This is a genomic window from Pseudomonas sp. SDO5522_S412 (assembly GCF_054071215.1).
This window is the reverse complement of the sequence record NZ_JBSVWQ010000186.1, coordinates 1-11,108: the sequence shown is the minus strand read 5'-3', so window position 1 is coordinate 11,108 and position 11,108 is coordinate 1. Positions and strand designations below refer to the sequence as shown.

The window sequence follows — 11,108 nt, the reverse complement described above, 5'->3', positions numbered from 1 at the left end:
TTGACCGAGTACATCCTTTGGAATGCGGTCAAATGTGGGAGCGGGCTTGCTCGCGAAGAGGCCCTCGCAGCCGCCGCAACTCCAGCTACCTCAACCCATCCCGAAACTGCCCCGGCGTCATCCCGGTCCAGCGCTTGAACGCCCGGTTGAAGCTGCTGGTATCGGCAAACCCCAGCAAATGACTGATCTCCGCCAGCGAACACTCGGGATCCCGCAGATGCAGCAGCGCGAGGTTCTCCCGGCATTCGTTCAGCAGCGCATCAAACCGGCAGCCCTCATCCGCCAGATGCCGCTGCAAGCTGCGCAAACTCAGATGCAACGCCTGGGCGATGCGCTCGGCGCTCGGCTCACCGTCAGGCAACTGCGCTTCGATGGCCGAACGCACCTTGCGTTCCCAGGTCAGCGGCCGCAGTTGCGCCAGGGTGCGCTTGAGCACGGTTTCATTGTGCTCGGCCAACTCGGGGTTGGCATCGTCCAGGTGGCTGTCAAAGTCCCGCGCCGCAAATTCCAGACGGTCTTCCTCGGCGGCAAAAAACACCGGCGCGCGAAATACCGTGTGCCACGGCTTGGGATCAGCCGGCTCGGGCCGCCGCAGGTACACCGCCAGCGGCGCGTACTCCCGGCCCAGGCGATTGCGGCAGGTGCGCACGTAAATCGCGGCGAACGCATCAATCGCCTCAAACGCGGGTGCGGGTGTACCGGCGGGCTGTTGCAGGCGAAAGCGGTAACGTTCGCCCTCCCGGCTAAGCTCCAGGCTCAGTGCGTCGCTGACCACCTGGTGATAGCGCACGATCCGCTCGAACACTTCCCGCAGGCTGCCGCTGGCCACCAGCGCATAACCCAGCGCGTGAAAGGTGGTGGGGCTGACAAACCGCGACACCCGCAAGCCAATCGCCGGGTCGCCGCTGGCCTGTACCGCCAGTTCCCACAGGCGCGTGGTGGCCGATAGCGGGTAGCGCGCGTTCGGATCTTCCATCAACTGCGGGTCGAGCCCGGCCTGGGCGCACAGCGCGGTGCTGTCGAGGCCCAGGGCGTCGAGCTGCTTGCGCAGGGCGCGGGTCCAGCTGGCGAGAGAGGTGGGTTCGGTCATGTTGATTGGCGCTTGCGGTCAACAGGTTGGCGTGTGGGGCTAGCGTCCCGCCAGATCGCATAGGGCAGGATGTACGCATCAATAAGACAGAGGATGGAAGCATGGACGGTACTTCTGCAAGCCCCCGGCAGATGAACGCACAACAGCGTTCAGCGCATATTCGTGAAGTGGTGCTGGCCGAGGGGCTGTTATTGCGCCAGCGCCACCCCTGGCTGCTGCATCAGGATGCGTTGGGCGCGGGCATCCTGGCCTTTGCCCTGGTGGGCATGCTGGGTTCGGCGGCGCTGTATATCACCGGGCACATGGCGTGGTGGGTGTGCCTGCTGCTCAACGCATTCCTCGCGTCATTGACCCACGAACTGGAACACGACCTGATCCACAGCATGTACTTTCGCAAGCAGCGCCTGCCCCACAACCTGATGATGGGCCTGGTGTGGCTGGCGCGGCCCAGCACCATCAACCCTTGGGTACGACGCCATATCCACCTCAATCACCACAAGGTTTCCGGCAGCGAAACCGACATCGAAGAGCGCGCGATCACCAACGGTGAACCGTGGGGCCTGGCACGTTTGCTGATGGTCGGCGACAACATCATGTCGGCACTGATCCGGGTGCTGCGCGCACCATCCTGGAAGCACAAGCTGGGCATTCTCAAGCGCACGGCGCTGGTCTACGCACCGCTGGCGCTGCTGCATTGGGGCGCGTGGTATGTGTTCCTCTGCTTTCATGCCGCCAATGGCATCGCCAGCCTGCTGGGCGCGCCGATCGACTGGTCGGCCAACACGCTGGCGGTGATGCACGTCATCGACATCGCCGCCGTGGTGATCATCGGCCCCAACGTGCTGCGTACCTTCTGCCTGCACTTTGTCAGCTCCAACATGCACTACTACGGCGACATCGAGCCGGGCAACGTGATCCAGCAAACCCAGGTGCTCAACCCGTGGTGGCTGTGGCCGTTGCAAGCGTTCTGCTTCAACTTCGGCAGCACCCACGGGATTCATCACTTTGTGGTCAAGGAGCCGTTCTACATCCGCCAGATGACAGTGAAAACGGCGCACAAGGTGATGGCGGAGATGGGCGTGCGCTTCAACGATTTCGGCACGTTTGCCCGGGCCAATCGGTTTGCGCGCCAGGAGGGACGGCTGAGCGAACTCAACCCGGTGGAAAGGACAGCGATCTGAGCAAGCGTCCCGGTCACCCTGGGGTGACCGGGTGCGATTTACTGAATGGCCTGGTAGAAGTTCACCTGTGCTTCATCCAGGTACGCGAGGATTTTCGCCGGCAGGCGCTCGGTCGGTTTCGCCGGGCCGAAGGCTTTGTAGAGCGTTTCGAAATGCGCGTGCAGGTCCGCGACGCTTTCCCACTGTTCGTTGAGAAAGAACCGGTTGGGGTTCTCTTCATCCTTATGCCATTGATAGACCACGGCCTTGTCGTGCTGGTGGGTGAGCTTTTGTGAAACGGCCGCTACATCACGATAGAACTCGGCCTGTTTGCCTTCTTTGATGGTGCCGCTGAAAACCAGGTAGAGCATGTTGGAATCCTCGGTTTGGGGAGATTGCAGAACATCTGCATCGCCAAACTAGCCTCAGTGAGCAGGCCCTTGTAGCCAGCCTGCCGCGAATTCAGAATTCGTAAAAGGCCTCGGAATCGAACGGCCGTCTTTGCCCGGTCAGGCCCATGCGTTGCAACACCAGCACTACCACCGCAGCGGTAACCCGATGGAACGACAAGTCTGTCACCCCTAGTCGAACAACGCGTGGGCCGCTCGCGAGATTTGTTCTGCCTGCAGCTTGGTGAGTCACCGTCATGATTTTTTCCCTATGCTAAAAATCGCCCTGGAACTCGGCGATCATGAACTCGACGAAAGCCCGAGCCTTGGATGAGATCAACCGCGCGCTGGGGTAGATCGCCCAGATATCCCGGGTTTGCTCCAGGACACAGGACGGCATGATTTCCACCAATGCGCCGCTTTCCAGTGAGGGCCTGGCGTTCCACTGTGAAACAGAGACGATGCCGAGCCCACCCTCCGCGGCAAGCCGTGCGCTTTCGCCGCAATTGACTCTGAGCGAACCACTGTTTGCCGTGACTTCGTGTGACTGGGCACCCACGAAACGCCAATGGTCCTCGTCGCCCAGCAGGATGCAGGAATGATTGACCAGCTCCGCAGGTGAAGTCGGTTCGCCATGCGCCTGGAGGTAGGCGGGTGCCGCACACAGGATGCGTCGGTCGCAGCCGAGCTTGCGCGCCACCAGGGATGAGTCCTTCAGGGCGGCGATGCGGATTGCCACATCAACCCCGATCTCGGTCAGGTCCTGCATTTGATCGGACAGTATCAGGTCGATCTTCAGCTTCGGGTTGGCGTGCAGGAACCGGGTAATGGCCGGCATCAGGCACATCCGCGCGAAGGACCCGGGGGCGGATACTCTTAACACCCGTTTGGCCACGTCCTTGCCTTTCACCGCGACCAGATAGGCCTCGTCCACGGCTGCCAGCACCCGGATTGCATGGGGCAGAAACAGCGCACCGTCTTCGGTCAGGCTGACCTGGCGAGTGGTGCGATGCAGCAGGCGCATGCCCAGGTATTCTTCAAGCTTCGCCAGTTTGTGGCTGGCCACCGAGGGCGCGAGTCCCAGCTCCCTGCCGGCTGCGGTGATATTGCCCAGCTCTGTTGATCGCATGAACAGGTTCAACGCATCAATATTCATGCTTCGGCGCCGCTAGTGTGTGGGCGCCGGTGCGGCATCGATCTTCACGCGCAGCAGGCTGTAGGGTTTCTGGCGCAAGTCTTTGCCTGCGTGAAAGATGCTTTGGCGGTGCAGCTGATTGGCGATGAAGTACAGGTAGCCATCAGGACCGATTGACAGTGTGTCGGGCCAAAGCACACGCGGATCATGGACGATGGTCTGCCATTGCCCGTTCGCCAGCCGTTTGCGCACGCTGTTGTTTTCGTAGTCGCCGGCATACACGGCCCCCGAGGCGTCGGCTTCAAGCCCGTCCGAGGCGCCTTTTTCCCCGAGGTCTTTGACCGCCATTTCGAGCCGTGCTTCGCTGACTGTCTCGTCACGCAGCAGTGCCGTGGGGATGGCGTACAGGTGCCGACTCGACAGCGGGCAGAAATACAAGGTCTGCCCATCAGCCGACAGGGCGATGCCGTCCGAAGCCACGGCAAAAGGCTGGGTGCCGCCTTTGGCATCCCGCACTTTCAGGACCTGGCCTTCGACCGTGGGTACGAAGTTCGGGTCGACCGAGGTCGAGGGTGCACCACTGAGCCGGCGTATGGCCGTGCCACTGGCGATGTCCATGACGATGATCGCGCCCGGGCCGGTAAGTGAAGAGTCGGTGATATAGATCACGCCTTGGTCACCCACGCGAAAATCAAAGCGCATGTCGTTGACGTAGGTGCCGGGCAGCATGACGTTTTTCGGGAATACGAGGGTCTTGACCACCTTGTTGGTGGCGAGCTCAACTGCGACGAGCTTGGCACCACCTGGCTGTGGAGGCGAGAAGCCAGGCGCCGCGGTGTCCAGTATCCAGAGGCGTCCGCGCCCGTCGGCCACCACGCTTTGTACGCTGATAAACCCTTTGGCCGGGTCTTTGGGGTTGGCCTGGTTTATCGCCTGGTCAGGGTAGGGTACGACTTTGCCGTCGCGCAATTCTGCGACGGTAAACGGCACCTCGTCGCCCCAGCGAGGAAAGTTGACAAAGATGCGTCCGGTCTCGGTAACGCTCACGCCGGTGGGCATGGCATCGTGGAAGGCGTGCACCTGCTCGATGGCGCCAACGCTCTGATCGGCGGGCAGGTTCGCCGGCATGGAAGCCTGGGCGGCGGTGCCGGTGAGGGCCGCTGCCAAGGCAAGGGCAGTCCAACTGATTGGGTATTTCAAGTACATGGCAGGGCTCCAGGTTTTTCTGTTCTGGAGCCAATGGTGTCGGTTCCCGGCAGGCGAAAAAACCCGCTGATTGCCGATAACAGTTTCATTGAAATCAAGAGAATGGGCTGTCGCGCGCAAGCCTGGTTTTTTAATTGCGGGCGAGCAAGCTTGCTTCAGCAGAGGGGGTATCCACGGTGATCAGGGTTTCGATCATCGCCTTCGCCGCCGGCGACAAGCGAAACCCGGTACGGCTGATGATCCCGCAGCGGTTGTTCAAACTGTCGAGGCTGTGAGGCACGTTGCGCCAGTGCAACACCGTCAGTGCGCCACGGGCAAAGTCTTCGGCAAACGCATCCTCGGCACCCAGGCCAATCGCGTTGGACTGGTGCACGATGGCTGCCAGCGCCGCAAACTGCTCCAGTTCGATAGCGGGAGAAAAGTCGACACGCCCGCTCAGGTTGGCCAGTAGCTTGCGTACCCCGGGAGCGATCAGCGGTGTGGCCAGCGGGTAGTCAAACAAGTCGTTGGTCGAGAGGCTGTCCTTGGCCAGTAACGGGTGCCCGGCGCGGCAGAAAAATACATTGCGCCGGGGTGTCAGGGCCTGGGTCTGGAAATTCGGATCGGCCTCGAAGTGGCGCACATCGGCGATGAAGAATTCGATCTCTTCGCGACTCAAACTGCGTCCGAGTTTTTCCCAGTTATCCACATGCAAACCGCTGCGTACTCGTGGATGAGCGCCGACAAACCTTGCGATCGCTCCAGGCACCAGGTTCACCGCCGCCACGGCATCGCAGCCAAAGCGCAATTCGCCGGCGTCGAGCTTGGTCATGCGGGTGACTTCGTGGCTCAGCCGCGCCGCCCCCTGAACGAGCGACAAGGCATGTTGCAACACCACCTGGCCCTCGGGAGTGGGGCGCAGGTCTTTGTGGGCGCGGTCCACCAGCACACAGCCAAACTCCTGTTCCAGGCTTTGGATGCTGCGGCTGAACGCCGGCTGGGTAATGCCCATGGCGTCGGCGGCGCGCACAAAACTGCGGTACTCGTTCAGAGCAATGAAGTAGCGCAGTTGGCGAAGGTCCATGGAGTTTTCCGGCGTCCTGAAGGAAACCGCGATTCTAATCGCCTCGCTTATTCCGCAAAAGAATGTTCATTGTTTTATCTAGATTCAAATTGCATATCCATAGAGCCTGTGCGGTAGGTGGCCGGGCTGAACACCCGGGTGAGTATCAGCATCGCCACCACCGTCAGCGTCAGCACCATCCAGGCGCTGACGAAACTGCCAGTCAATTCCCGCAGCCAGCCGGTCAGCCACGGTGATACGGCGTTGATCAAAAAGCCCACGCCCTGGACGAACGCCGCCAGTTGGCCGGCCTCCCGAGGGTCGCGGCGGTGATCCAGGGTCAACAACAGGCTCAGGGCGAAACATGCTCCCAGGCCGAAACCGATCAACGCCACCCACACGTGGGGGAATTCCAGCGGCGCCGTCAGCAGGCCGATATAGCCCACGGTCTGGGCCAGCAGGCTGATGCTCAGTAACGGTCGACGATCAATGCCACGTTGCGCCAGTGCCGGCATCAGCAGCGCGGCGATTACCTGGAAGATCGTCATGAACGCCAGCAGCGAACCACTGGGCAGTACGCCCCAACCCAACTGCTGGTAGTAGGCCGGCAGCCACGCGACCATGCTCATGTAGCCGCAATTCACCAGGCCGAAATACAGCGCCAGCAACCACGCCCGACGGTTGCGCAGGCCCTGGAACGGCGCCGTCACCTGCGGGTTTTTCGCCGCACCCAATGGCAGCCACGCCCACAACAATAGTGCGCCCAGGGCCGGTAGCAGCCAGATCCCGAGCCCCGCCTGCCACTGCTGGAAATGCCCCGCCACCAACGGGCTGAGCAGGGCGGCCAAGCCACCGCCGCCCATCAGCGAAGCCGAGTAAACCCCCATCGCCAACGGCACGCGCTGGTGAAACTGGCGCTTGATCATCGCCGGCACCAGCGCCTGGATCAGCGCCACACCCGCACCGCCGAACAATGCGGTGGCCAGCAGCGCCGGCGCCTGGCCAAACAGCCAGCGCGCGAGGCACGCCAACAGAATCATCATCAAGCCCAGGGCGATTCCGCGACGCTCCCCCAGCTTCGCCTCCAGGCGCACCCCCACCAACGCCACCAGGCCCATGCAGATCACCGGCAGGCTGGTGAGCAGGGCGCTGCTCTGGAAACTCAGGCCGGTGGCCAGACGGATTTCCCCCAGCAACGGGCTGATGGAACTGAGGATGGGCCGCAGGTTCAGGCCCAGCACTACCAGCAAACCCCAACCGGCGAGCTTGCCGGCGAATGAATTATTCAGCGTCACGCAGGGCCTGCCACTCGCGGTAAAGGGCTTGCATCGCTGCCTGCGGCAGGTGCTGCACGGGCAATTTTTGCTCCGCCAGCGGCAGCGCCAGTTGCTGGTAGATCGCTGCTGTGGACAAACCAAAGGGCGCCGCCACGTCGTTGCTGGCAGCGAATACCACACGGGATATGCCGCACAGGTGCATCGCACTCAGGCACATCGGGCAGGGCTGGCCGCTGGCGTAGATCACACAACCGTCGAGGCGCGGGCCGAGTTGTTGGCTGGCGGCACGGATGGCGAGCATCTCGGCGTGGGCGGTGGGGTCCTGGCTCAAGTGGATTTCGTTGACCGCCTCCACCAGCACCTCGCCGTTGCGCACCAGCACGGCACCAAACGGGCGGCCACCGGCGGCTACGTTGGCCTTGGCCAGTTGCACGGCGTGATGCAGATGCTGTTGATCGTCAGTCATGGAAAACCCCTCGTGCGCAATGAGGCGTGAAGTATGGGCAGCCGCAGGGGTATTCTGAAATTAAATATAACCATGCCAATCAGTGGCAAATGGAATGGTGAGCCCATGTTCGATCCTGTGTTGTTGCGCAGCTTTGTTGCCGTCGTCGATTGCGGCAATTTCACCCGCGCGGCCGAGCGGCTGCACTTGACCCAGTCCACGGTCAGCCAACAGATCCGCCGCCTGGAAGATGCGTTGGGCAGCCAGGTGCTCGACCGCGACCAGCGCCGCGTGGTAGCCACGGTGGAAGGTGAACGCTTGCTGGCGTATGCGCGGCGCATCCTGGCGCTGCACGAAGAGGCGGCCGACGTGCTGATCAATCAGCAGAGCGATGGCGTGTTGCGCCTGGCGGTGCCCGAGGACTTTGCGGCCGAGCGCCTGATGCCGCTGCTGTCGGCGTTTGTGCAGGCTTATCCCCGGGTGCGCCTGGAGGTCACCAGCGGCTTGGGGCCGGAATTGTTGCGGGATTATCGCGGCGGTGAATTCGACGTGCTGCTGGTCAAGCAAATGGGTGACAGCGATGACTGCCTGGTGTCCTGGCCGGAGCCGTTGTGTTGGGTCGACAGCCGCAGTTCGCCGTCCCTGGGACGTGATCCGCTGCCGTTGGTGGCGTTTCCCGCTGGCGGCCTGTACCGCAATGAAATGCTGCATCACCTGGAGGTGGGCGGCTGGCGCTGGCGCATCGGTTATTCCAGCGCCAGCTTGGCCAGCGTGTGTTCGGCGGTGGCGGCGGGGCTGGGGATCAGCCTGTTGCCGGTGCGGGTGGTGCAGCCCGGGCACGTGGTGTTGGGCGCGGACAGCGGTTTGCCTGCGGTGCAGGGCGTGCGGCTGGCGCTGTATGGACGCAACGGCCTTGGTGCGGCCGGGCAGGCGTTGCTACGCCAATTGCAGGATTTATGTGCCGGTAATCCACGCTGAGCCATGCCTTCAGTGAATATTTTGTATGCCTCAAAAGCATTGAGATTTTCCCCCACGGCGCCAGGCCGCGCAGGACGTGGCTTCGGCGTATCCGGATGTTTCGGTTATTCAATTTAGATCTATCTATAACTTTAAAGATTACTTTAAGAGATAAGCGTCTGCCCCCGATGATTCAGCCCTCGACGGCCGCCAAGGCAGGCCCGTCGGTTTTTTTGCTTAAGACCGCAGGGGAGTTAATCAATGGGCAATGTCCAGACCGCCGCCAGTGCACAAGAGGCGCAGTGGCGCCACGCACCGGGTGGTGAGTTGGTCGACCTTGGCCGGCCGCATCGCGCGCCGTTGGGGCAGTTGCGTACGCAGAAAACCCCGAAGGGTGTGTTGAGTCGGCGTGAAGCGATCCTGTTGGGGATTCTCGCGCTGGCCTTGCATGGCGCGGTGATCTATTGGGTCAGCCAGAAGCCAACCCCGGTGCTGCCGATTGTGCCGCCGGAAATCCCGCCGATGACGATCGAATTTTCCCAGCCGGCTCCGCCGGTTGTGGAGCCGCCGCCGCCTGTACCGCCACCGCCGCCGCCACCGGTTGTCGAGCCACCGCCGCCGGTGGTTGATGAATTGGCCGCCAAGCCGGCGCCGAAAAAGATTCCGAAACCCAAGCCGGTGCCAAAGCCTGTGCCCAAGCCCGCACCGAAACCGGTAGCCGAGCAGCCGCCCGCGCCGCCTGTACCCGCGCCACCGGCTCCAGCACCGCCGGCACCGCCTGCGCCCGCGCCGGTCACACCGGCCTCGGCCAACGCCGCGTACCTGAAGAACCCGGCGCCGGAATACCCGTCACTGGCCCAGCGCCGGGGTTGGGAAGGCACGGTGCTGTTGCGGGTGCATGTATTGGCCACCGGCAAGCCGGGTGAGATCCAGATTCAGAAAAGCAGTGGTCGCCAGCAACTCGACGAAGCCGCACTGGCTGCCGTGAAGCGCTGGAGTTTTGTACCGGCCAAGCAGGGTGATGTGGCCCAGGACGGCTGGGTCAGCGTACCGATCGATTTCAAGATTCATTAATTATTGGATGCGGTGTGTTGGACACATCGCGACCTGCACAGAGGGAAAACATCATGGCATTAGCATCTCCAACTGAATCCATCGAAAGCGCTGTGATCTGGCTGCTGGTGGTCTTTTCGGTCGCTACCTGGGGCCTGGCCCTGCTCAAGGGCGTCCAGTTCGGCCGCCTCAAGTCCCAGGATCGCAAGTTCCACAAACAGTTCTGGGCGGCATCCAGCCTGGACTCGGCCGCTGAGTTGGCCGAAACCAAACCCGGCGCCGCCGCTCGTGTGGCCCAGGCTGGTTACGCCGCGATCCAGGTGGGTGAGGCGCCACACGCTGCTGACCTGAGCCAGGCGATCAACCATCAGGACCGTCTTGAACGCGCTTTGCGCCAACAGATCGTGCGTGAGCGTCGCTCCCTGGAGACCGGCCTGGCCGTGGTTGCGAGTATCGGCAGCACCTCGCCGTTTATCGGCCTGTTCGGCACTGTGTGGGGGATCATGGAAGCCCTGAAAGGCATCAGCGCCGCCGGTTCCGCCAGCCTCGAAACCGTGGCCGGGCCGATCGGTGCGGCACTGGTTGCCACGGGTGTGGGTATTGCCGTCGCGGTGCCGGCGGTGCTGGTCTACAACTACTTCCTGCGTCGCCTGAAGCTCACGGCTGCTGACCTGGACGACTTCGCCCACGACTTCTACAGCCTGGCGCAGAAGAACTCGTTCCGCGTGCTGCTGCACCCGACGCTGAGCAAGGCCGGTGCCCAGGGTGGCGCGCAAAAAGTGAAGGAGGCGTCCTGAGATGGCCTTCTCCACGCAAGACAGTGATGAGGTGCTGAGCGAGATCAACGTTACGCCGCTGGTGGACGTGATGCTGGTGCTGCTGGTGGTGTTTATCGTCACGGCGCCGTTGTTGACCAATGCGATTCCGATCAACTTGCCCAAGACCGAGGCCGTGGCCCCGGTGGAGCAGAAGGACCCGCTGGTGGTGAGCATTGATGCGGCCGGGAAACTGTTTATCAACAAGGATGAAATCCAGCCGGATTTGCTGGAGTTCAACTTGCAGTCGGCCAAGGCCAAGGACCCGGATGTGCGGGTGCAACTGCAGGCTGATGATGGAGTGAACTATGGCGAAGTGGCGCGAGCCATGGCGTCTATCGAGCGCGCGGGGATTACCAAGCTGTCGGTGATTACTGCACGTTAGTTTCAAATGCCTCGACAATTTTTTTGGCCGTCTCCTTGGCAGGGTGCGGCCTTTTTTTTGCTTTGGGGGGAGTACATATCCGTTATTTAGGTAACGGCTACTTATGGTTCCGCTCTTACAGCGGCTCACTTTTGAACAGCGCAAAAGTAAGCAA

At 62.1% G+C, this 11,108-nt stretch carries 12 protein-coding genes; 5 read left to right on the top strand and 7 right to left on the bottom strand.

The window, feature by feature from the left end:
- Positions 1 to 85 precede the first annotated feature (85 nt).
- A complete protein-coding gene (locus ACW9I6_RS25655; protein WP_457339989.1) occupies positions 86 to 1,090 on the bottom strand; it encodes an AraC family transcriptional regulator in 1,005 nt (334 codons plus the stop codon).
- Positions 1,091 to 1,191: 101 nt separating this feature from the next.
- Between ACW9I6_RS25655 and ACW9I6_RS25650 the strand changes: the two genes are divergently transcribed.
- Positions 1,192 to 2,271, top strand: coding sequence for a fatty acid desaturase (locus ACW9I6_RS25650; RefSeq protein ID WP_457339988.1), 1,080 nt, complete (start codon positions 1,192 to 1,194; stop codon positions 2,269 to 2,271).
- A 38-nt stretch (positions 2,272 to 2,309) separates the two neighbouring features.
- On the opposite strand, the gene ACW9I6_RS25645 is transcribed toward ACW9I6_RS25650, so the two are convergent.
- The 6 genes from ACW9I6_RS25645 to ACW9I6_RS25620 form a co-directional block, all read right to left on the bottom strand.
- A complete protein-coding gene (locus ACW9I6_RS25645; RefSeq protein ID WP_003218128.1) occupies positions 2,310 to 2,621 on the bottom strand; it encodes a putative quinol monooxygenase in 312 nt (103 codons plus the stop codon).
- Between the two features lie 292 nt (positions 2,622 to 2,913).
- Positions 2,914 to 3,795: a LysR family transcriptional regulator gene (locus ACW9I6_RS25640; RefSeq protein ID WP_457339987.1), complete on the bottom strand. Its 882-nt coding sequence runs from the start codon at positions 3,793 to 3,795 to the stop codon at positions 2,914 to 2,916.
- A gap of 12 nt (positions 3,796 to 3,807) precedes the next feature.
- On the bottom strand, positions 3,808 to 4,980 hold the full coding sequence (locus ACW9I6_RS25635) for an L-dopachrome tautomerase-related protein (RefSeq protein ID WP_003218125.1): 1,173 nt from the start codon (positions 4,978 to 4,980) through the stop codon (positions 3,808 to 3,810).
- Positions 4,981 to 5,110: 130 nt separating this feature from the next.
- The gene (locus ACW9I6_RS25630) at positions 5,111 to 6,043 is read right to left on the bottom strand and encodes a LysR family transcriptional regulator (RefSeq protein ID WP_003218124.1); all 933 of its coding nucleotides are present in this window, start codon (positions 6,041 to 6,043) and stop codon (positions 5,111 to 5,113) included.
- A 74-nt stretch (positions 6,044 to 6,117) separates the two neighbouring features.
- On the bottom strand, positions 6,118 to 7,317 hold the full coding sequence (locus ACW9I6_RS25625; RefSeq protein ID WP_003218123.1) for a CynX/NimT family MFS transporter: 1,200 nt from the start codon (positions 7,315 to 7,317) through the stop codon (positions 6,118 to 6,120).
- Positions 7,304 to 7,765, bottom strand: coding sequence for a nucleoside deaminase (locus ACW9I6_RS25620; protein ID WP_457339986.1), 462 nt, complete (start codon positions 7,763 to 7,765; stop codon positions 7,304 to 7,306). Before ACW9I6_RS25620 ends, ACW9I6_RS25625 begins: the two co-directional genes overlap by 14 nt.
- 105 nt (positions 7,766 to 7,870) lie before the next feature.
- On the opposite strand from ACW9I6_RS25620, the gene ACW9I6_RS25615 reads away from it, so the two are divergent.
- From ACW9I6_RS25615 to ACW9I6_RS25600, 4 genes are all read left to right on the top strand, one after another.
- Positions 7,871 to 8,722, top strand: coding sequence for a LysR family transcriptional regulator (locus ACW9I6_RS25615; RefSeq protein WP_008433713.1), 852 nt, complete (start codon positions 7,871 to 7,873; stop codon positions 8,720 to 8,722).
- Between the two features lie 240 nt (positions 8,723 to 8,962).
- Complete coding sequence (locus ACW9I6_RS25610) at positions 8,963 to 9,775, top strand: energy transducer TonB (RefSeq protein ID WP_003218120.1); 813 nt, start codon at positions 8,963 to 8,965, stop codon at positions 9,773 to 9,775.
- 50 nt (positions 9,776 to 9,825) lie between these two features.
- Positions 9,826 to 10,551: a MotA/TolQ/ExbB proton channel family protein gene (locus ACW9I6_RS25605; RefSeq protein ID WP_085984637.1), complete on the top strand. Its 726-nt coding sequence runs from the start codon at positions 9,826 to 9,828 to the stop codon at positions 10,549 to 10,551.
- A gap of 1 nt (position 10,552) precedes the next feature.
- Complete coding sequence (locus ACW9I6_RS25600; RefSeq protein WP_003218118.1) at positions 10,553 to 10,954, top strand: ExbD/TolR family protein; 402 nt, start codon at positions 10,553 to 10,555, stop codon at positions 10,952 to 10,954.
- The last annotated feature ends 154 nt before the right edge of the window (positions 10,955 to 11,108 follow it).

Excerpts from the sequence above, each read along its gene's own strand:
- ACW9I6_RS25615 (WP_008433713.1), top strand. The coding sequence starts at position 7,871 with ATGTTCGATCCTGTGTTGTTGCGCAGCTTTGTTGCCGTCGTCGATTGC.
- ACW9I6_RS25650 (WP_457339988.1), top strand. The coding sequence starts at position 1,192 with ATGGACGGTACTTCTGCAAGCCCCCGGCAGATGAACGCACAACAGCGT.
- ACW9I6_RS25635 (WP_003218125.1), bottom strand. The coding sequence starts at position 4,980 with ATGTACTTGAAATACCCAATCAGTTGGACTGCCCTTGCCTTGGCAGCG.
- ACW9I6_RS25655 (WP_457339989.1), bottom strand. The coding sequence starts at position 1,090 with ATGACCGAACCCACCTCTCTCGCCAGCTGGACCCGCGCCCTGCGCAAG.
- ACW9I6_RS25620 (WP_457339986.1), bottom strand. The coding sequence starts at position 7,765 with ATGACTGACGATCAACAGCATCTGCATCACGCCGTGCAACTGGCCAAG.
- ACW9I6_RS25630 (WP_003218124.1), bottom strand. The coding sequence starts at position 6,043 with ATGGACCTTCGCCAACTGCGCTACTTCATTGCTCTGAACGAGTACCGC.
- ACW9I6_RS25645 (WP_003218128.1), bottom strand. The coding sequence starts at position 2,621 with ATGCTCTACCTGGTTTTCAGCGGCACCATCAAAGAAGGCAAACAGGCC.
- ACW9I6_RS25640 (WP_457339987.1), bottom strand. The coding sequence starts at position 3,795 with ATGAATATTGATGCGTTGAACCTGTTCATGCGATCAACAGAGCTGGGC.
- ACW9I6_RS25600 (WP_003218118.1), top strand. The coding sequence starts at position 10,553 with ATGGCCTTCTCCACGCAAGACAGTGATGAGGTGCTGAGCGAGATCAAC.
- ACW9I6_RS25610 (WP_003218120.1), top strand. The coding sequence starts at position 8,963 with ATGGGCAATGTCCAGACCGCCGCCAGTGCACAAGAGGCGCAGTGGCGC.